The 20,951-nt window shown below is 58.2% G+C and carries 18 protein-coding genes and 2 pseudogenes; 17 read left to right on the top strand and 3 right to left on the bottom strand.

Annotated elements, in window-relative coordinates:
- The first annotated feature begins 63 nt into the window (after positions 1-63).
- The 4 genes from AMK05_RS26405 to AMK05_RS26420 all read left to right on the top strand — a co-directional run bounded on the left by AMK05_RS26405 (position 64) and on the right by AMK05_RS26420 (position 8,119).
- Positions 64-1,329, top strand: coding sequence for an NAD(P)/FAD-dependent oxidoreductase (locus AMK05_RS26405; RefSeq protein ID WP_004671504.1), 1,266 nt, complete (start codon positions 64-66; stop codon positions 1,327-1,329).
- Positions 1,330-1,625: 296 nt separating this feature from the next.
- Complete coding sequence (locus AMK05_RS26410) at positions 1,626-2,591, top strand: helix-turn-helix transcriptional regulator (RefSeq protein WP_008534397.1); 966 nt, start codon at positions 1,626-1,628, stop codon at positions 2,589-2,591.
- A gap of 292 nt (positions 2,592-2,883) precedes the next feature.
- Positions 2,884-5,145 (top strand): methyl-accepting chemotaxis protein, encoded by a 2,262-nt coding sequence (locus AMK05_RS26415; protein WP_064842562.1) that lies wholly within the window; start codon positions 2,884-2,886, stop codon positions 5,143-5,145.
- A gap of 175 nt (positions 5,146-5,320) precedes the next feature.
- On the top strand, positions 5,321-8,119 hold the full coding sequence (locus AMK05_RS26420) for a sensor domain-containing protein (RefSeq protein ID WP_064842564.1): 2,799 nt from the start codon (positions 5,321-5,323) through the stop codon (positions 8,117-8,119).
- A gap of 746 nt (positions 8,120-8,865) precedes the next feature.
- Here the strand turns inward: AMK05_RS26420 and groEL are convergent.
- Positions 8,866-9,089 (bottom strand): annotated as a pseudogene (gene groEL / locus AMK05_RS35740) (chaperonin GroEL); the annotation flags it as partial.
- A gap of 294 nt (positions 9,090-9,383) precedes the next feature.
- On the opposite strand from groEL, the gene AMK05_RS26430 reads away from it, so the two are divergent.
- On the top strand, positions 9,384-10,304 hold the full coding sequence (locus tag AMK05_RS26430) for an ArdC family protein (protein WP_064842570.1): 921 nt from the start codon (positions 9,384-9,386) through the stop codon (positions 10,302-10,304).
- 110 nt (positions 10,305-10,414) lie between these two features.
- On the opposite strand, the gene AMK05_RS26435 is transcribed toward AMK05_RS26430, so the two are convergent.
- Both AMK05_RS26435 and AMK05_RS26440 read right to left on the bottom strand, forming a co-directional pair.
- Positions 10,415-10,597, bottom strand: a complete 183-nt coding sequence (locus AMK05_RS26435; protein ID WP_016737443.1) for a hypothetical protein — start codon at positions 10,595-10,597, stop codon at positions 10,415-10,417.
- Positions 10,598-11,367: 770 nt separating this feature from the next.
- Positions 11,368-11,739 (bottom strand): hypothetical protein, encoded by a 372-nt coding sequence (locus tag AMK05_RS26440; protein ID WP_064842572.1) that lies wholly within the window; start codon positions 11,737-11,739, stop codon positions 11,368-11,370.
- Between the two features lie 98 nt (positions 11,740-11,837).
- Between AMK05_RS26440 and AMK05_RS26445 the strand changes: the two genes are divergently transcribed.
- From AMK05_RS26445 to virB10, 12 genes and pseudogenes are all read left to right on the top strand, one after another.
- Positions 11,838-12,374, top strand: a complete 537-nt coding sequence (locus AMK05_RS26445; RefSeq protein ID WP_040111786.1) for a hypothetical protein — start codon at positions 11,838-11,840, stop codon at positions 12,372-12,374.
- A gap of 3 nt (positions 12,375-12,377) precedes the next feature.
- Positions 12,378-13,046 carry a lytic transglycosylase domain-containing protein gene (locus AMK05_RS26450; protein ID WP_064842574.1) on the top strand — a complete coding sequence of 223 codons (669 nt, stop codon included), beginning with the start codon at positions 12,378-12,380 and terminating at the stop codon, positions 13,044-13,046.
- Positions 13,043-13,342, top strand: coding sequence for a TrbC/VirB2 family protein (locus AMK05_RS26455; RefSeq protein WP_040111788.1), 300 nt, complete (start codon positions 13,043-13,045; stop codon positions 13,340-13,342). The genes AMK05_RS26450 and AMK05_RS26455 overlap by 4 nt, the downstream gene beginning before the upstream one ends.
- A gap of 5 nt (positions 13,343-13,347) precedes the next feature.
- Positions 13,348-13,686, top strand: a complete 339-nt coding sequence (locus AMK05_RS26460; RefSeq protein WP_064842577.1) for a type IV secretion system protein VirB3 — start codon at positions 13,348-13,350, stop codon at positions 13,684-13,686.
- Positions 13,679-16,045 (top strand): VirB4 family type IV secretion/conjugal transfer ATPase, encoded by a 2,367-nt coding sequence (locus AMK05_RS26465; protein WP_064842580.1) that lies wholly within the window; start codon positions 13,679-13,681, stop codon positions 16,043-16,045. Before AMK05_RS26460 ends, AMK05_RS26465 begins: the two co-directional genes overlap by 8 nt.
- Entirely contained in the window at positions 16,042-16,743 is a 702-nt protein-coding gene (virB5, locus tag AMK05_RS26470; RefSeq protein ID WP_064842582.1) for a P-type DNA transfer protein VirB5, read from the top strand. The genes AMK05_RS26465 and virB5 overlap by 4 nt, the downstream gene beginning before the upstream one ends.
- Entirely contained in the window at positions 16,740-16,973 is a 234-nt protein-coding gene (locus AMK05_RS26475; RefSeq protein WP_064842585.1) for an EexN family lipoprotein, read from the top strand. Before virB5 ends, AMK05_RS26475 begins: the two co-directional genes overlap by 4 nt.
- Before the next feature lie 2 nt (positions 16,974-16,975).
- Positions 16,976-17,908 (top strand): type IV secretion system protein, encoded by a 933-nt coding sequence (locus tag AMK05_RS26480; RefSeq protein WP_064842587.1) that lies wholly within the window; start codon positions 16,976-16,978, stop codon positions 17,906-17,908.
- A 39-nt stretch (positions 17,909-17,947) separates the two neighbouring features.
- Positions 17,948-18,237, top strand: a pseudogene (locus AMK05_RS35745) (hypothetical protein).
- Position 18,238: 1 nt separating this feature from the next.
- On the top strand, positions 18,239-18,910 hold the full coding sequence (locus tag AMK05_RS26485; RefSeq protein ID WP_064842590.1) for a virB8 family protein: 672 nt from the start codon (positions 18,239-18,241) through the stop codon (positions 18,908-18,910).
- On the top strand, positions 18,907-19,764 hold the full coding sequence (virB9, locus tag AMK05_RS26490) for a P-type conjugative transfer protein VirB9 (RefSeq protein ID WP_064842592.1): 858 nt from the start codon (positions 18,907-18,909) through the stop codon (positions 19,762-19,764). Before AMK05_RS26485 ends, virB9 begins: the two co-directional genes overlap by 4 nt.
- 8 nt (positions 19,765-19,772) lie before the next feature.
- On the top strand, positions 19,773-20,945 hold the full coding sequence (gene virB10, locus AMK05_RS26495; protein ID WP_064842594.1) for a type IV secretion system protein VirB10: 1,173 nt from the start codon (positions 19,773-19,775) through the stop codon (positions 20,943-20,945).
- Positions 20,946-20,951: the final 6 nt, after the last annotated feature.

The following is a 20,951-nucleotide window of genomic DNA, read 5'->3' on the forward strand; positions in this document are numbered from 1 at the left end:
TCGGGCGCAATGGCCATTTCTACGAGGCGCGCGCCCCGAGCGCGCAGGTTTGAGGGAGACGAAATGGATACGCATCGAGTTGTCGTAGTCGGCGGTGGCTTTGCCGGACTCCAGTTAGCGAAGGACCTCAAGTGTCCCGACACTTCCATAACGATCGTCGACAGGCGCAACCATCACCTCTTTCAACCGCTCCTCTACCAAGTTGCCACGACTGTATTGGCAACCTCGGAGATAGCTTGGCCCATCAGAGCATTGTTCAGAGGACGAAAGGATGTATCGACGCTGCTGGGCGAGGTTGTTGGCGTTGATACCGAGGCACGCGTAGTATCGCTCAAGGATGGGAATGCTATTCCCTATGACACGCTCGTTCTCGCGACAGGTGCAAGGCACGCCTATTTTGGCCGGGACGAGTGGGAGCCGTTTGCGCCCGGGCTAAAGGCACTCGAAGACGCGACGACCATCCGGCGGCGGCTTCTTCTCGCGTTTGAGAAGGCCGAATTGGAGGCTGATCCCGAACGGCGGAAGGCAATGCTCACGTTCAGCATAATCGGAGCAGGCCCGACAGGCGTGGAGATGGCTGGGATTATAGCGCAACTGGCCCAACGAACCCTTGTTGAGGAGTTCCGTAGCATCGACACCAGATCGGCGCGCATCCTTCTCATCGAGGCAGGTCCACGTGTCCTACCCGTGTTCCCGGAAGCACTTTCGAGATATGCCGAGCAGTCGCTAATCAAGATGGGCGTCGAAGTGAGAACAGGCATTCCCGTGACGGCATGCAACGAGAACGGCATCGCGATCGGAGATGAGTTCGTTTCAAGCCGGACCGTCATCTGGGCTGCGGGGGTGCAAGCGTCGAACGCCGCCGCCTGGGTCGGTGCTGAAAAGGACAGGGCGGGTAGGGCGGTCGTGCAGCCAGATCTGACTGTTGGCGGTAAGCCCGAGATTTTTATTATTGGAGATACTGCCTCCGTGAAGGCCGCTGATGGAACACCCGTCCCCGGAGTGGCTCCCGCCGCCAAACAGCAAGGCAAATATGTCGCTTCGGTAATTGAAGCACGACGTCTGGGTACACCCACTCCAAGTGCGTTCAGATATAGGCATCTGGGAAACCTGGCTACCATCGGGCCGAATTCGGCTGTTATCGACTTCGGGAAGATCCGGCTCAAGGGCGGAATTGCATGGTGGATTTGGGGGCTTGCCCATATCTACTTCCTGATAGGTACGAGGAGCAGATTGGCAGTTGGACTAAGCTGGCTATGGATCTTTGTTTCCGGCCATCACTCCGCACGTTTGATCACGCAAAAAGAAACCTTAAAGGATGAGGTTTAGTCGCTAGCGCGAGCACGCCCGAGTCTGCTGGGCCGTGAATGGAGACCATCAAAGGCCAGACATTTGGGAATCGGTTGCGAAGCGATGGTTGGCAGCAGGTAACAATTCTGTCGGAGTTCCATATATAACAATGATTGATCTTCGCACTATCAACTTAGGCGACTTCGACTGCGTCGAATTCACGGCGAGGACTGGCCGCGACAAGTCAATTGCCCTGTCCGCCTGTCGTTAGCGATAGGCGGGCCTCATGCTTGAATACCGTTTCGGGAAGGAAGTGATGATGTGGAGAGTTGAGAGTGTCCCCCTCTAAGATTGACCATTTCTCGCTCAAAGGTACCTGCAGCGAGGAACTCGCGGCAGCGCTTTCGAGGCTTTCCCCGCAATCTGAAGCGCATGTACATGGCGATAAGACGATCGCCTACGATGTACATGCGATTACCAATGGTCCGATTGCAGTTATTGCCGCGCACTACGAGGGCGACCTAACGGTCCAGCACCGGGGACCGGCGGAGGCAAACATCATCATGCTTCCACTACATGGGCGATCGGTCGTTACCGTTGACGGCAGACAAATCCCGTCAGAGGGAACGCGGGGCGTTTTCGTGAACAGTATGTCGGCGAGTACGACCCAATTCATTGGGCCCAGGAAACATTTGGGGCTTAGGATCGCCCATGATGAGCTGACGCGCCGTTTGGGATGTCGGCTCAATACGCCAATAAGAGGCAGCCTCGATTTTTCGCCAGAAATCGACCTATCGGTCGGGTTCGGCTCCCTTTTGGTTCAACTGGTACCAGTGCTGTATGCTGGATTACGAGACGGAACCCTCCTTCAATCACCGATAGCACTTCATCACCTCACTGAAACGACGATGGAGCTTTTGATCGAAGCTGCGCAGCATCGCTACTCATCTGAGTTATGCCGCGTTGCTGAATCACCCTTACCCAAGGCCGTTAAGCGGGCGGTCGACTATATGCGTGCCAATATTACTCGGCCGCTATCTCTTGAGGAAATCGCAACGGCTTGTGGCGTAAGCCGACGCACTCTTCAAAGCGGTTTTCGCAACTTTCGGAATACGACCCCTCTGGCATTCCTGCAGCACCTACGGTTGGAATTAGTGCATCAGGAACTGATGACAGGCGAACCTGGCCTCTCGGTCACGCAGGTCGCTCTGAAATGGGGCTTCGTGCATAGAGGCAGATTTTCTGCGGACTATCGCAAGCGCTATGGGGTACTTCCCTCGGAAACATTGCGTATATCATAAGCAGATTGCGCCGACCGAGCTACGATCAGCCGGCACGCTCGACCGTCCTCAAGGCTTGTAGCAACAGCACTCTCCAGAAAAGCCGACTGCCTCGGCCCAAGATCTGTCTTGCAGATGATCCCCTGAACGCGACGATGTTCCGATCTGCGCAACGCAGTTCAAGACCACTACAGGGGTTAATCTTATAGTAATTATGCCGAGGTCATCTCACACATAGCGGTCAATGTCGCAATGTTCTGGACCGCGTCGCTAATGGAAGCCGGTGTAATTTATAGTCGTCTATGAGGAACATATGTCGAGACTGCCGCTATCTCTACTTTTAATGATTTTGGCAATTATCCCGTTGACGGCGTTCGTAATCATCGGAGTATCAACATCACTGGGATATTACCGAGAATACTCTACCTTCCGCAGCGCACAAACAACGCAGCGACTTGGGCGGGAAGGCGGATTCCTCGCCCAAGCTATAGCGGCGGAAGCGTTTGCAGGCGCCGACGTGCGTCGGGCAAAGCAAGCTGCATCGGACAGGGCTTTTACAGCGGTCTTTTCCGCTTACGACTCTTGGAAAAAGGCATTCGACGATCCGGCCATAGAACGGGCGGTACAGATCATTCGTGAAAGGCGGGACAATATCGATAGCTTCCGCCGGCGCGTCGATGACGGAACGGCTAGCGAGGCGGAGGGAGCTGTTGCTTTGCGCCCAGCTGCCCTTGCGGGCTTGGAGCTCGTCCGTCGCACTGGGGCGACTGTCAATGATTTGGATTTAGCACGCCAAATTACCGGTTTTCACGCGCTCATGCAGATCACGGAAGCTAGTTTGCTGGAGATCAGGCCCGGCCGAGCCTACGTCAAAAATTCAGCCATGTCCGTCGATCTATTTTCGTCCCTCTTACAGTCAAAAAATCTAAAGCAGCTTTATGTGCCTGCGATGCAGGAATTTCTCCCCGCCGATCTCGTCAAATCTTATGACGACTTCGAGGCCAGCGCCGCAGGCAAGTTCATCGCGGGCGTTCGCGATCAGATGTATGCAAACCAGCCGGGCGTTTCCTTCCCCCCCGAGACGTTGGATCGATGGAATGAAATCACCCAACAGCGGGCTGCTTTGTTGACCGCACTCATTATGCGCACCGGCGACGAGTTGGACGAGATGGCATTTCAGCGTTACGCCGATCTTCGCAATGCCTTTATCGGCTACTCCGGCGCCACGCTTCTGATCATGTCTACGGTACTCATTTTGTGCATTTCGGTCGTTCAGAGAATTTCAAGCTCCATTCGGACTCTGACAAGCCGAATGAAGGCACTCGCAGAAGGCGATACGTCGGCGCCGGTGCCCTTGACGATCCGACGCGACGAGATCGGGGACATGGCGCGTTGCCTTGAGTTTTTCCGCGGCGCGGCCATACAGAAAAGTAACCTGGAGACATCCGCGGAAGCTGAGCGCATTCGTTCTGACCAAGAGAAGCTGGATATTCAGGTAAGGGCGGAAAAAGAAGCAGAAGAGCGCCTCATCCGAGCGACGACGGCATTGGCAACCGGGTTGAAGCGGATGGCGGATGGAGACTTGATTTATGAGATTGAGGAGCCGTTAGCGCCACAGTTTGAAAGTTTGCGCAGGGATTTCAACGCTTCCATTCGTCAGCTCCGGGACGTGCTTGTTACCGTCGGCCATTCAGTCGAAACGGTCACGAATGGCAGCTCGGGCGTCTCGGCCGCATCTGAAAATCTTTCAAGACGCACGGAGCAGCAGGCGGCTTCGCTCGAGGAAACTGCAGCGGCGTTGGAGGAGATAACCGTCAACGTTGCATCGACCACGAAGAGGACGGCTGAGGCGCGCGGAGCCGTCCAACAGATGCGAGATCATGCGGAAATGTCCGGTCGGGTTGTACGCGATGCTATCGGCGCCATGAATCGCATTGAAAACTCCTCCAAGCAGATTTCCCAGATCATCAGCGTCATCGACGCGATCGCCTTCCAAACGAACCTCCTGGCGCTGAACGCCGGCGTCGAAGCAGCGCGTGCTGGCGACGCGGGAAAAGGCTTTGCGGTTGTTGCCCAGGAGGTCAGGGAGCTTGCACAGCGCTCAGCGACAGCGGCAAAAGAAATCAAGGATCTCATCGGCAATTCAGCTCTTGCCGTCGACGAAGGCGTAAAGCTCGTGAGTGAAACCGGATCGGGCCTGAGAACGATTGAAGAGCTTGTGCAGGATGTAAATCTTCATATGGACGCAATCGCAACGGCCTCCCAGGAACAATCGTCGGGCCTGCGCGAGATCAACGGCGCGGTTAACCATATGGACCATGCCACTCAAGAAAATGCGAGCATGGTCGCGGAGATGAATACTGCAGGATCGCACCTCGCTCAAGAGAGCCAAAGCCTAGCCGCACTGTTGAAACATTTCCACTTCAAAGACGAGAGCGGGAAGCCACAGAAGGTCACGGGCGAACTTGGGAAGAGCTTCCCGCCCGGTCAGACAATGGTTGACCGCGGAGACTATCCGATGCGCCGTGGTAACCTGGTGCTCGCGCCTTCGAATGATGATTGGCAAGCGTTCTAAATGATATGGGCGGCGTCGCCGACCACATGCAAATACACGTCTTTGATGATTCTGAATGAGAGCGATATCCCGGTGGGGTAGCGGCATGGTACTCCGCCAAATGACTTGTGCGGTCCTAACAAAATGCTGGCTTGACGCATGATTGCTCAGCCACGTGACAAAGCAGGACAGGCACATGAAACACGTACGTCAATCGGAACGCACATCCCGCCCCGAACAGCCTGTGGAAGTGCAGATGTTGACTGATGCTCAAATCGACCAGGGGCGTGGAGCCTTCCGCAACGCGGTCAATGCCAGCCCTCCGCTTGCCACGGGCACGGCCCCGCCATTTTCGGAAGCCTCCGTTGTCCGGCCATCGCACGGTCACGACGCAGATGTCGCAAGTCTGAAGCAACCGTTTGAGAAGGCTTTCCGGGCGAATCCCCGGCATCCTGCGACAAACGTCGACTTGCCATTCAACGCCGAAGAGATGTCCAGTGCCGTCGTACTCGACGCGATCCCGTTACCCGTCTTCTTCAAAAACAGAGATGGGATACACCTTGGTTGCAACAGGGCCTTCGAAAGCTTCTCCGGCCGCTCAAAGGGAGATATTATCGGAAAAACCGTTTTCGATTTGGTGCCCGCACCCATAGCCGAGACGTATGCCGCGTTGGACGAGGCGCTTTTTGCAAATGGCGGTGTTCAGCAATATGAAGCAAAGGCCACCACCGAGAATGGTGGTGTCGTTGATCTTTTACTCAGCAAGACCGCAATCACTGATATCGCTGGTAACAGGATCGGCTTGGTTGGCGCGATGTTGGACATCACAGAGCGAAAACGTGCGGAGCATGATCTCAAAGAGGCTCTTGAATTCGCAGAGGGAATTATTGCCGCCATTCCTGACGTTCTGTTCGAGGTAAATGCGGACGGTCGCTACCTGCAGGTCTGGGCAAGGAATCAGGAGATCCTGGCGCAGCGAAAAGAAGTGCTGCTCGGCAAGCTTGTCCGCGATGTGCTCCCTCCAGATCAGGCCGACATCGCTATGCTGGCTCTTGAAGAAGCCGATGAAACCGGCGCCTCCTACGGTCGTTGTGTCCGTATAGCCCTACCAAACGGCGAATCCCGTTGGTTTGAACTGTCGGTCGCAAGGCGACCAAGCAGCAATCACTCAACCGTCACTTTTCTGGTGTTATCTCGCGATATTACCGAACGAAAGCACGCCGAGGGCACGACTATTGAAGCTCGGGCTCGCCTCCTAAGTGTCCTGCAGACCATTCCGGATATGGTATGGCTGAAAGACGTAACAGGCAAATATCTGTTGTGCAATCATGCCTTCGAAGAATTGGTCGGCAAGGCAGAAGCGGAAATCGTCGGGAAAACGGATTATGACCTGTTTACTCCCGAACTCGCCCAGTTTTTTCGTGACAAGGATGAGGAGGCCATGCAAGCCGGCCGTATTCTCATCAATGAGGAACGGTTTACCGCTCACGAGGACGGTCGATCAACGCTTTTGGAGACTCGTAAGGTTCCGGTATTCACGGGGGGAAAGCTGATGGGGATCCTCGGCGTCGCCCGCGATATCACCGAACTGGACACGTCCCGTAAGAAAATCCATCAGATGGCATTCTACGATTCTCTGACCGGCCTGCCTAACCGGACACTTTTCAATGAACGGCTACGCGAGATGATCGGGGACGCGGCTTCGGCGGGCCAGCGAGCCGGGGTGATGCTGATCGACATGGACCATTTCAAAGCGATCAATGACACTATGGGACATCCCGTCGGTGACGAGTTGCTGCGGCAGGTGGCGACACGCATGAAAAAAGGCGTCCGTGCCAGCGACACCGTGGCGAGACTCGGTGGAGATGAATTTGCAGTCTTGCTGCCCAATGTTCAGGACAATGACGATTTGGCTCAAATTGCCAGCAGAATGCTTGCCGCATTCGGCGAACGCTTCATGCTTTCCGACAGGGAGATCTTTGTATCCTGCAGCATCGGGATATCGGTATTTCCAAATGACGGCGACGCTCCCGACGATTTGGTGAAATATGCGGATTCTGCGATGTATTTGGCGAAGCGCTCGGGGCGTGGCAACTTCCGCTTCTACTCAAAGGATCTCACGATTGGGGCTGAAAAGCGCCTAGCGCTAGAATCAGACCTACGCCTAGCTTTGAAACATGAGCAACTTGAACTCCATTATCAGCCAAAGGTCCTATTGGACAACGGAAAGGTGATCGGTTCAGAAGCACTGCTACGATGGCATCATCCGAAGATGGGAATGATCCCTCCGGGAGAATTCATAGGTGTCGCCGAGGAAACGGGATTGATCATCGATCTTGGACGATGGGTGCTGCATGAGGCGTGTTGCACGGCTGCCGTCATGAATGCAGATGGACTGCCCCCGCACAAGATTGCGATAAATTTGTCTCCTAAGCAGTTTCAATGCCCGCGTTTGTCGCAAACGGTGGCGGACGTATTGCAGGAAACCGGTTGTCGTGCGGAGTGGATCGAGGTTGAAATAACTGAGAGTCTCCTGCTCCATAACTGCGAGGGCGTTTCGACGACACTCTCTCAATTGCATGCGAGCGGAATTTCCATAGCGATCGATGATTTCGGCACCGGCTACTCATCTCTGAGCTATTTGGCTAACTTTCCCATTGATACCCTCAAAATTGACCGGTCATTCATCAATCGATCCGACAAGCGAAGTAGAGAACTGGTCAAGGCAATTCTCTCAATTGCGCGCTGCCTAGGGCAAAATGTAGTCGCTGAGGGCGTGGAGACGGTCGATCAAGAAAAATTCTTGGCTGAAAGCGGCTGCGCTGTGGCACAGGGGTTCTACTATAGCAAGCCCATCCCGAAGTCCGAACTTCTCGCTGCAAACGCAGTGCCCGAGTTCTCTCGCGGTGATTCCCATCTTACGCCGATGCCCGCAGAGGAAGGGGTGGCACTCATGCGCTTGCCTCCCGCATCTGTTGGGACCCGAACCGCGTGAAGCCTACGGCTAACAGCGCGCAGGATCCACGCCACCTGCGGCGCTGTTTATACCGCACTCATCCAACGGAAGCCCAAATACTCTGGGCGATTGGATAAAACGCGGACCAATAGGAACTACTTAAAACTTCAGGTGCTTTGATGTTCCGAAATATGCAGGCCCTGTACCGAATTGCGCGACGAAACATACGTTGACGTGTTTTCGCTTTCGATTGCCATTGCAAAGACTTGCCCAGTACAATCTACTATTCTGCGTCAATATCGTCAAAAGCATAACCGTGCAAAAGCTCATCCCATTTCCCCATCCGAATAGAAATTCTGCGGATTTGAAAAGTTCAACTGCGAATTCGAATGGCTCCGGACATTTCGACATCATCCAATCGCTGAAATCGGAACTTCACGATTTGGCTAGTGCCGTAAATCAGTTGGAGGCGCTATGTGAGTCATACCGATCCCAAGCTGATACGTGCTCGCAACCTGACTGAACGACTGAGCGTCCGCGCTTGTCATCGTATTCCCTATGACCCTCTCTGGGCGTGGCGGCCAGTGGTTCGTTGAATCTTGCCAAACGTTCCCGGATCCCACCACTTCCCGAACACGGGAGCTTCAATTCGATCAACTCGAAACTTTCGGCCATTTGAACGGGTGGCGGAAAAAAACGCCAGCGATTGCGCCGTGATTTCGTAATGGTTCTGCCTATTTGCTGAAGGCGGTCGGCCGATTCGAATGCTCCATCAGTCCTCAACTTACCGGCAGCAAGGACTGCAGGTTCGATAGCTTCTTTTCGTGGATGAGGATATACGGATCCTCGAACTCTACCCGCATCTTGTCCTGGTTGGCGACGAAGTAGGGGCTGAGGTGCGGGTCGAATTGCATGCGCGCGAAGACTACGAGTTTGGTCTCGGCGGTCTTGGCTTCCTCGACGAAATGGCACTCTCGTTGCTAACCTTCTCCATTGCGTCGACGAGGAACGGCCGCGCAAGGTCGATGCCACGCTTCGGGTCCATCGATTCATCCCGGACGCTCCCGCCTTGCGTAATAGACTGGATTTTTCATTTCTGCCTGGGTTTCAAACCTGTCTCGCCGTGGTGTTGCTGCATCCCGTCCTGCCCCGGCTTTTGGTCCTGCCAGGCTCGCGCTGCCCGCAACGGCTTTGCCGTCCTTCACTTCGTTGCGGCCCTGCGGGTGCTGGCCGCACTTGCAGCCTGGCTTTTGGACCGCCGTAGCAGGTCGCGATGGCCGCGACCTCGAACGGAGGTTCAGAGATGAACAGGCAGCAATCCAATCAACGATCCGATATCTACAGCCGCATCACCACCAAGATCATCGCCGATCTCGAACAGGGCGTCCGTCCATGGACCAAGCCATGGACGACGGGAGGCTGGACAGCCGAGGTCAGCCGGCCACTGCGCCACAATGGCCAACCCTACACCGGCATCAATGCTCTGCTCCTCTGGTCTGAAGCCATCGCCCGCGGCTTTGCATCACCAAGGTGGATGACGTTTCGCCAGGCAATCGAGCTCGGCGGCGCCGTCCGCAGGGGCGAAACCGGCACGACCGTCGTCTTCGCCAGCTCTTTCATCCGCGCCGAGACGACGGAGACAGGCGCCGAAATCGAACGCGACATCCCCTTCCTCAAAACCTACACCGTGTTCAACACCGACCAGATCACCGGCCTTGATGGCCTTGCCCATTCCATCGCGCCTGACCAGGATTGGATGAGCCGCATCGGTGCTGCCGGCCGCTTCTTTGCCAATACCGGCGCCCTGATCCGCCATGGAGGATCGGCGGCCTATTATGCTGCTGCCCGTGACTACATCCAGATGCCGTGCTTCGACGCCTTCCGGGACGATGCATCCTATGTCGCCGTTCTCAGTCACGAGATGACGCACTGGACCGCTGCACCGCGAAGGCTCGATCGGGATCTCAGCCGTTATGCGAAAGACAGGAGCGAACGCGCCCGCGAAGAGCTCATTGCCGAACTCGGCAGCTGCTTTCTCTGCGCCGATCTTGGTATCGTCCCCGAGCTCGAACCACGCCCCGACCATGCAAGCTATCTCGATGACTGGCTCAAGGTTCTCGGCAGCGACAAGCGTGCCATCTTTTCAGCGGCAGCTCATGCCCAGCGCGCGGTCGACTATCTGCATGACTTGCAGCCGGACCTCAACGAGGAGGAGGCGGCGTGAGCCGTCTCCTTCTTAGCCACCCGGACGCCGCCCACTGCCGCGACCCGACGGCCGCAAGCTCCTATCCCGCGAACCAGCGTCTAAAATCGTCAGGCATTGACCTCGCGCAGCTAGTGGGGCGTGTTCACCGGCATATTGAAGTGACGCGCGAAGTATTCCGACGGCGTCGTCATGCGGCCCGTGGTGAGAACCAGCGCATCCCCTCGACCGTCGATGCTGAAAATCACGCGACTGTGCAGGCTTGCAACCTCCTCCGGCAGATCCTCCCTTAGCATCGCGATGGCGGAAGCCATCGTCCGCCGAGGGCGAACGAGAACGATGTCCCGCGCGAACGAGTCGTCGTGCGTAGCATCGAGAGAAGCGTTGATGACAGCGGGTCGTCGGATGATCTATTTGGAACTAGCAAAAAATATTGCTTTGATAAATTTGCGCTGACAGCTTTGGCCGCGGCCTCAACACGAGCGGGTGCCTGCAGCCGCTGGCGCGCATTGGAAAGATGGAGGCGGACGGTTTGAATGGATAAGTTTCAGTCTCCTATGGATAGCACCGTCACTATCGCCGTCGGATAAAAGCTGCAAACAACGTCTTTCCTGTTTCGTCAGATCCTGCCTGGGATTAGCGATCTCTCCGTCCAAACGCGTTGGACCCGTTCATGAAATCTGTTTTCGCTTGGCGCGTAATGCCGGATAGACACTGGAGAGCCAACCATCGGCGCCCTCACCGGTAGGTCATGTTCCAGCCGAGTTCGCCGGTGCGCAACGCGCTCCATATGCTGAGCGGCGACGGAGATAGGGAACGCACGGGCGGGGGCAGTCGGTCCCGCCTCCCTTGACGGCCGCTATGCTGAGGCTCCTGCGGCTGCCCTTGTTCCGCCCTTAGCGTGGCGAGAATTCCCGAAATCCGCCTGACGGCGCCGCTATGCTGATTTCTCCGATACTCTTCATTGTTTGATTGAACCCGCCTGCGGGCGGGTTGCCCGATCGTCCCTGATGGCTGCCGGCAGCCATGCGATCGGGAGTTGTGAGTGATTCGCCATCTCGCCTCATCAATCATCGAAAATCAGTCAGTTTAACCCCGCATCCTGGCTGGTGCGGAAAGAACTCAGCTTGCTCAGGAGGTCCTGCGAGATCTCGAATTGCCGCGCCGTTCCCCGGCCCATGGAGTTCTTCCCCATCGTCTCCAAAAGCATTCCCCGCTTGACCAAAAGGTCGACCGTCTCCTTCACGCCGCTGCGTGTCAGTTCGGTAATCTCAATTATATTAGAGAGGGTTAGCTTCTGATGGGCCTGGGTCATCGTATAGAGGATCGTCATCATGCCGATCTGCTTCAGCCTCGCCTGCGGGGTCTCGTCCTCCAGCGGATGGTCGAGGATCTCATGGAGAATGAGTCCCGAGAAGGCAAGGTTGTGCCATTGCGTTTTAATCGCGCTTGTCATGTCATTTAACTATGTTATATACGACAGTATAAACGCGGGCAGGCAGATTGAGTCTCCCGAAACGCAATAGGGCGCCATCGTCTCGAAGGATCCTGTTCATGAAAAGCCTTCTCCTGAATTCACTGCTTACGGTCTGCTTCGTTGCGCCACCCTATCTTATTTTCGGCAGTAACGCGCGGGCCGAGGATTGGGGATGCCAGGTTATCCTATGCCTTTCCAATCCCGGCGGGCCGACGCAATATGCCGAATGCCGGCCGCCGATCCAGAAGCTGTGGCGGGAGCTTGCCGAGGGGCACTTATTCCCGACCTGTAGCGGCGTCGGTTTTCAGAGTTCGCGGCCGGGCTATGAACCCTATTATTGCGATGCGGGGTACAAGCTCACGACTGATAGCGGTCGCGGCGGTCGGCAAGCAACCTGCGTGTCGACATCGCCGCAGCCGGTGAGCAACAGCCTCTGCTGGGATGGGAACGACTATACTTCCCGCGACAATTCGGTCCTGTCGCCACATTGGCAGCGCGTGGACGGGCACCGCCAGTGCATGGGCTATCCGATAAGTCGTCCGAATGTGCGATCGCAGCCGCACTATGTCGATGTCACCATCGACGGCGCCGGTAAACAGCGCGTTTGGTATTGACCGATGGGTGTTGCATTCGTCGAAATCGCGCAAACCTGTGCGCCGATGGTTCAGGTCGAGACGCTGGCCGGCATTGTCAGCCTCGAGAGCCGGTTTCAGCCCTTCGCCATCCGCATCAACACGGGCCCGCCGCTGGCCGCTCAACCCGTATCGAAGGCGGAGGCGATCGAGGTTGCCACGTCCCTGATTGCCGATCGCCAGGATATCCAGATCGGCCTTGGCGGCCTTGGCATCGAGCACCTTCAGAAACTAAAGCTATCCGTCGCCGACGCCTTCGATCCCTGCCGGAACCTCAAGGCCACGGCCACGCTTCTCGACGGATACTACCGCGCCGCATTACGCGCGGGGGATCCGGCTCAGGCCGAAAGGGTGATGCTCCAGTCCTATTATGGCCGCGATGATCCATCCCTCGGCGCCATGGCCAAATATGACGAGCAGGTACGCCAGGAAGCAAAGCAGTTATCGCCAACGCTTGCCTCGCTCACCATTGGCGAACGCGCTGACCAGGCCGGGTCGGGCGGACAGCCACAGGATGAGGTGGTACCAGCACTTCCCGAACCACCTTTACAACCCTCCCAAGCCGTCGAGGCCCCATCCTGGGACGTGTTCAGCTCAAGGCGGCAATCCTCGGTTCTCGTTTTCCAAAATGATCGATCGGAGCAAAGTGAATGATCTTCAAAGCCAGACTTCGCCCCCTTGCCGCATCCACGCTCATGGCGGCCGCCATTGTCATCTGCCTGGTCGAGCCAGCCTTCGCCCAGGCCGCCGGCATCGAAACCGTGCTGCAGAATATTGTCGACATGCTGACCGGCAATATCGCCCGTCTGCTGGCCGTTATCGCCGTCATCATCATCTGCATTGCCTGGATGTTTGGCTACATGGATTTGAGGCGGGCCGGCTTCTGGATCATCGGGATCGGCGGCATTTTCGGCGCCACCGAGCTGGTCAATACCATCGTGGGGAATTGAGCGCTATGGCGAGCATTCCGAGTCTCGAAGACGACACGTTGTTTCTCGCCTGCACGCGCCCGGCAATGATCGCTGGCGTGACGATGGAGGCGATGGGCGTCAACATCATGCTGACGACCATCCTTTATATCACTGCGGGATCAATCGCCTACGCGCTGGTCGGTATCGTTTTCCATGTCCTGTTTCGCGCGCTCGTCAAGCACGACCACAACATGTTTCGGATCCTCATTGCGTGGATCGAAACCCGCGGCCGCTCCCGCAATGCCGCCTATTGGGGCGGGGCCACGCTCTCGCCCCTGGCGCTCATCCGACGTTATGACGAAAGGGATCTCAGCTTTGTCTAACATTGCAACGCTCCGGTCGCGCGAGCTCGGGCCCGAAACCTTCATCCCCTATGTCAGGCATGTCGACGAGACGACCATTGCGCTCGAATCCCGAGCGTTGATGACGATGATCGCTCTCGACGGCGTTTCCTTCGAGACATCAGACGTCAGGGACCTCAACGGCCTGCACCGCAGCCTGAACACGCTCTATCGCAATATCGCTGACGAGCGGCTGGCGCTCTGGACGCATGTGGTGCGCCGCCGCGACAATGCTTATCCCGAGGGACGCTTCGCCAATCCCTTCTCCGACGGTCTGAACGCGCGATACCGCGAGCGCATGGTGAGGGAAGATCTGTTTCGCAACGATCTTTACCTCACCCTTGTCTGGCATCCCGGCCGGGATCCTGCCGAAAAGGCGGCCAAGCTTCTCTCCCGGCTGCGCAAGGCCCGCCGATCCGAAACCGAGCTCGACGGGCAGGCCCTGAAGCATCTGCGTGACCGCGTGGCTGATGTCGTCGCCGGCCTTCAGCGCTTCGAGCCGCGGCTGCTCACCCTTCACGAGCAGGACGGCATTCTGTTCTCCGAGCCGAGCGAAGTGCTCCACCAGATCGTCGGCGGCCGGCGGGAACCGATCCCGTTGACGGAGGGACGAATTTCCTCGGCGATCTATTCCGACCGGGTCATTTTCGGGCGCGAGACCATTGAAATCCGTCACGAGGCCGACAGCCGCTATGCCGGCATGTTCGGCTTCAAGGAATATCCGGCGACGACGCGCAGCGGCATGCTCGACGCTATCTTGACCGCACCTTTCGAGCTCATCCTGACGCAGTCCTTCGCTTTCACCTCAAAGGCCGATGCCCGCACAATCATGGGCCGCAAGCAGAACCAGATGGTCAGCGCCGGCGACAAGGCGGCTTCGCAGATCGAGGAACTCGGCGAGGCGATGGACGATCTCGAATCCAATCGCTTCGTCCTCGGAGAGCATCACCTTGCACTTGCCGTCTTCGCGCCCTCGGTCAAGGAGCTGACCGATCACATGGCCAAGGCGCGCACCTACCTCACCAGCGGCGGCGCCGTCGTCGCCCGCGAGGATCTCGGGCTCGAGGCTGCCTGGTGGGCGCAATTGCCGGGCAATTTCCGCTATCGCGCGCGCTCGGGAGCGATCACGTCGCGCAACTTCGCAGCCCTTGCTCCCTATCATTCCTATCCGACAGGTCAGAAGGACGGCAACGAGTGGGGACCGGCCGTCGCCATGCTCAAGACCGCGTCCGGCTCACCCTTCTATTTCAACTTTCACCACGGCGACCTCGGCAACACTTTCGTCTGCGGCCCGTCGGGTGCGGGCAAGACGGTGCTGTTGAACTTCATGCTGTCGCAGCTCGAAAAGCACGATCCGCATATGGTCTTTTTCGACAAGGACCGCGGCGCGGATCTCTTCGTACGCGCGGCCGGCGGTACTTATCTGCCGCTGAGGAATGGTGTCGCCACCGGCTGCGCGCCGTTGAAAGCACTGGAATTCACTGCGGAAAACAAAATATTCCTCACCGGTTGGATCGCCAAGCTGGTCCGGTCCGGATCTGGCGAACTATCGATCACCGAGTTGCGCGATATCGCCTCGGCGGTCGACGGGGTGGCGGACCTGCCGGTGGAGCGTCGCTCCATCGGCGCCCTGCGCACCTTCCTCAACAACACCGATCCCGAGGGCATTGCCGCACGTCTCAGGCGATGGGAGAAGGGCGGGCCGCTTGGTTGGGTCTTCGACAACGAAGCCGACGATATTGGCATCGGCGCCAGGTTCATCGGCTACGACATGACCGATTTCCTTGACAACGAGGAGATCCGCACGCCGTTGATGGCGTACCTGTTCTATCGGATCGAGCAGCTGATCGACGGTCGGCGCATCATCATGGTCATCGACGAGTTCTGGAAGGCGCTGCAGGACGATGGTTTTCGTGATCTCGCCCAGAACAAGCTCAAGACGATCCGCAAGCAGAACGGTCTTATGCTGTTTGCGACACAGAGCCCGCGCGACGCAATCGTATCTCCGATCGCCCACACAATCATCGAGCAGTGCCCCACACAGATCTTTCTTCCGAACCCGCGCGGCGACCGCGCCGACTATGTCGACGGCTTCAAGCTGACGGAGCGCGAATTCGAGCTCGTCTCGCGCGAACTCTCCGTCGAGAGCCGCCGGTTCATCGTCAAGCAGGGGCACAACAGCGTTGTCGCCGAGCTGAACCTCAACGGCTTCGATGACGAACTTGCCATCCTCTCCGGCCGGACCGCCAATGTCGAGCTTGCCGATGCTATCCGTTTGGAGATCGGCGAGGGACGGGAGGACTGGCTTGCCGTGTTTCATCAGAGGAGGAAGACAGCATGATCCGAACAGGAACGATGCGGCCATTGTTTGTATCGGCCGCTCTTTTGGCGTCGGCGATGCTAGCATGGGCGCAGGGCATCCCCGTCATCGATCAGACATCGATCGCCAAGCAAATCGAGAGCATCACACAGCTGAAGTCCCAGCTCGACGCCTTGAACCAGCAGCTCCAACAAGCCCAGCAGCTCTACGGCTCGCTGAACAAGATCACCAACATGGCCGACGTCGCCAACCTGTTGAACGATCCGTCGATCCGCGAGGCGCTTCCACAGGACTTCAACGCGATCGAGGGGCTGCTCAAAGGTTCCGGCAGCGGTGTCTTCGGCAGTTCCGCCTCGAAATTCCGCCAGGATAATTCCAGCTATCGCACAGATGCCGACGATTTCTATGCCCAGGAGCTGTCGCGCATCCAGAACCAGAACGCCGGGCAGATGAGCCTCGGCCAGCAGATCTACGATGCGGCGACCAAGCGCATCGACGGCATCGATGAGCTTCGCCAGAAAATCTCAAGTGCTGCCGACGCCAAGGACATCGCCGATCTGCAGGCCCGCCTCCAGGCCGAGACCGCCTTCTTGCAAACCGACGTCCTGCGCATGCAGGGCCTGCAGATGGTCCAGCAGGCTCAGGTGCAGGTCGATGACCAACGCAAGGCTGAGGACTGGCGCAAGCGAATGGACACGATGGGAGCGGCGCTGAAATGAAGTGGCTTCTTTCTAGCGCAGCCATGCTTTTACTGGCGGCCTGCTCCCCACAGGCGGATAAGATTTACACCGTCGATGAGCTCATGACGGACGATGGTCTGCTCGCTAGGATTATCGGCGAATGCCGTAACAATCCCGGAGAACTCCGCGATACGCCCAATTGCCGCAACGCCGAGGCAGCCGACGGCAAGCTGCGGCTGGAGCGGATGGGCAAATCGTTGGGAGGCTGACGATGTATCAGGTCTTCAGCTTCGTCGACGGACAGTTCAAGACACCGCTGGAAAACTTCATTTCCTCCGGCACCTCAAATATCGCCAGCTGGGTCAGCGGCCCGCTGACGGCGGCACTCACCCTCTATGTCGTGCTCTACGGCTATCTCGTTCTGCGCGGCTCCGTGCAGGAACCGATCCTCGAATTCGCCTTCCGGGCGATGAAGCTCGCCATCATCGTCATGCTGGTGAGGAACGCCGGCGACTATCAGACCTACGTCACCAATATCTTCTTCGATGCGCTGCCGCGCGAAATCTCGCAGGCGCTGAATTCGGGCACGGCGCCGAGCGCGTCGACCTTCGACAGCCTGCTCGATAAGGGCCAGAAATGCGCCAAAGAGATATGGTCGCGGGGCTCCTGGCCTATCGATATCGTCACCGGCGTGGGCGGCCTACTGGTTATCGGCGCAAGCTTTCTTGTCGCGGCGATCGGTTATATAGTTTCGCTCTATGCCCGGCTGGCGCTTGCCATCGTGCTGGCAATAGGTCCGATCTTCATCGCGCTCGCCATGTTCCAGTCGACCCGCCGGTTCACGGAATCCTGGATCGGCCAGCTCGTCAATTTCGTCATCCTTCAGGTCCTGGTCGTTGCCATCGGCTCGCTGCTGATCACCTGCATCGATACGACGTTTACGGCGATCGAAAACTATAGCGACGTGCTGATGCGGCCGATCGCGCTCTGCGCTATTTGCGTTGCCGCCCTCTACGTCTTCTACCAACTGCCCGGCATTGCTTCGGCTCTTGCGGCGGGCGGGGCGTCGCTCACCTACGGCTACGGCGCCGCCCGCGATGCGCACGAAAGCACGCTCGCCTGGGCGACATCCCACACAGTAAGAGCGGTCGGCCGCGGCGCGCGTTCCGTCGGCCGCCGCCTGACGCCAGGCCGGACCGAATGACGGTCACCAACGCTTCAGACAATTGAACAGGTTTTTTCGATGCTTCGTATCGTTTTGTCGTTTTTGCTGACCGCCGGTCTCGTAGGCTGCGGTTCGATTTCCCACCCGCTGCCCAAATGTGATGGCTATTCCCGCCGGCCGTTGAACCGGCCGATGTGGCAGTGGCAAGACCGGATAGTGGGGCAACAAAGCAGCCGACCACCGGTGCTGTTGCCACGGAGCCGACCAGTCACGCCGGCGCCTATGTGCAGGAGCCGCCCCCGGCGATGTCGGCCGCCTTCGGCCATTTCGATGTCGCTGGCTCCTACCATCCATGCGAGGGCAGGTGACATGGTGACTACGGACAGCCTCAAAAGTTACTTCGATAAGGCCCGCCGGTTCGATCAGGACCGGATGATCCAAGTTGAACGCTCCGCCCGCATTGCCTGGTTCGTCGCGGTTTGCGCCAGCGTCCTTGCCGGCGTCTCGATATTTGCGGTCGCCGGCCTCACGCCTCTGAAAACCGTCGAACCTTTCGTCGTGCGGGTCGATAATTCCACCGGCATCGTCGATGTGGTCTCGGCGCTGACATCGACCGCCGGCACCTACGACGAGGCGGTCACAAAGTATTTTGCCGCCAAATATGTCCGCGCCCGCGAAGGTTATGTCTGGAGCGAGGGCGAGGAGAATTTCCGCAGCGTCGCCTTGCTGTCGACACAGCCGGAACAGACGCGGTTTGCAGCGGTCTATCGCGGCAGCAATCCGGAATCCCCGCAGAACATCTATGGCCGCAGCGCCACCTCGCGGATCAACATCGTTTCCATCTCGCTGATCAACGCCAATGTGGCGTCAGTCCGCTATATGAGAACCGTGACCCGTGGTGACGAGGTGCGCACCACGCACTGGGTTGCGACCCTGACCTTCTCCTATGCCAACGCTCCGATGTCCTCGACCGATCGGCTGATCAATCCGCTCGGCTTCGTCGTCAGCGAATATCGCGCCGATCCGGAGGCCATCAATTGAGACCGCACTTTCTCCTTCCGCTCATTCTGGCTGTCGGCTTTTCCTCGGCGGCGCTTGCCCTCGAAACGCCACGCGGCGCCGCGCAGGACAGCCGCATCCGCTTCGTCGATTACCAACCCTATGACATCACCAAAGTCGTCGGCACGCTCCGGTCTTTGGTGCAGATCGAGTTCGCAGCCGAGGAGGAAATCGCCCATGTCGCTCTCGGCAACAGCGTCGCCTGGGAAGTGGCGCCGGCCGGCAACATCCTGTTCCTGAAGCCCAGGGAAAACCAGCCGGTGACGAATATCTCGGTGGTGACGACGCGACGGGACGGATCGACCCGCAGCTATCAGATGGAACTCACCGTCCGTGACGGCAGCGTCGAAGCCGGTCAGAACACCTATTTCTATGTGAAATACCGCTATCCCGCTGATGAGGCGGAGCGGCGCCGCCAGGAAGCAGCTGCGCGCGCGCAGGCGGCACAGGCCGGCGAGGCCGATCGCGTGCTTGCCCTTCACGAAACCTATGGACCGCGCAACTGGCGTTATTCGGTGCAGGGATCCCAGGCGCTCGAACCGCAAGCGGTCTATGACAACGGCAAGGTCACCACCTTCGCCTTTGCCGGCAACCAGGAAATGCCGGCGATCTATATGGAAAACTCCGACGGCAGCGAAAGCCTGGTTCCGAAGTCCGTCGACGGCAATCTCGTCCTCGTTCACGCGATCAGCCGCAAGTTCATACTGCGCCGGGGCGGCGACGTGCTTTGCGTCTTCAACGAAGCCTACGATCGCGTCGGCATCAATCCCGAGACCAACACGACGTCACCATCGGTCGAGCGCGTCGTCAAAGTGCCGCCCGGCGCGGCGCAATAGGAGGTGACATGGCCGAGGAAGAGATGACCCAGATCCCGGGCGAGCGCGCCGAGACGTCGGCCGGTGGCCGGCTCGACAATAACCCGATCCTCAAACGCGGCGCTGTCGCCTTGGCGATCGTCGTCTTTGTCGCCTTTGCTCTCTGGTCAATGCGAGGGCAGGACAAACCGTCAGACGGTGCCCAGCAGGAGCGGGTCGTCATCCGGCAGACATCGGATTTCGAACCGGCGAAGGAGCCACAGCCGGTGGCGCCGCCGCCGCAGGTCCAGCTCCCGACGCCTGTCGCCGCCGAGCAGGCGCCGACCGACGATGACAAGCTGCTCGATGCTGGCCGCCGTGCGCCGGTCATTGCCTATGGCGGCGAGAAATCGCCGGCGAAACGGCGCCAGGATCAGAATGCGGCGGCGGATCAGGCTTCGAGCTATGTGTCGCTCGGCAACAATCAAGCAGCCCTCGGATCGCAGGGCGAAAACGAAGATCAGCGCTTCAACCGCTTGCTGACGCCGACGCCGTTGCAGGGATCGCGCGCCGGCACGCTTGGCAACCGCGATTTTATCGTCGCGATGGGGACATCTATCCCATGCGTTCTGGAAACGGCTCTCTCCTCCGATCAGCCGGGGTTCACGAGCTGCGTCATCAACCGGGACGTTCTCTCAGATAACGGCCGCGTGGTGCTGATGGAAAAAGGTACGCAGGTCGTCGGCGAATATCGCGGCGGCATTCGCCGCGGGCAAAAGCGCCTGTTTGTCCTCTGGAACCGGGCGAAGACGCCGAAAGGCGTGATCATCACTCTGGCATCGCCGGCAACCGATGCGCTTGGCCGGGCGGGCATCGACGGCTATGTGGACACCCATTGGTGGGAGCGGTTCGGCAGCGCAATGCTCTTGTCGATCGTCGGTGATGCCAGTTCCTATGCCAGCAGCCGGCTGCAGGACAGCGACGTCGAAGCGCAAAATACCACCAGCGCCGGTCAGCAGGCAGCGGCGATCGCCGTCGAGCAGTCAATCAACATTCCCCCGACCCTGATGAAACATCAGGGCGAGCTCGTTTCGATCTTCGTCGCACGCGACCTCGATTTCTCAAGCGTCTACCGGCTTCGTGTGACCGAGCCCCGCAATCGTGTCTATGACCGTGCTGTCCTCGGGGATTTCAGCCCCTCCTCGAAGCTCGTGACAAAATAGGTTCGA

It is taken from the genome of Rhizobium sp. N324, assembly GCF_001664485.1.
In the GTDB taxonomy this organism is placed as follows: Bacteria; Pseudomonadota; Alphaproteobacteria; order Rhizobiales; family Rhizobiaceae; genus Rhizobium.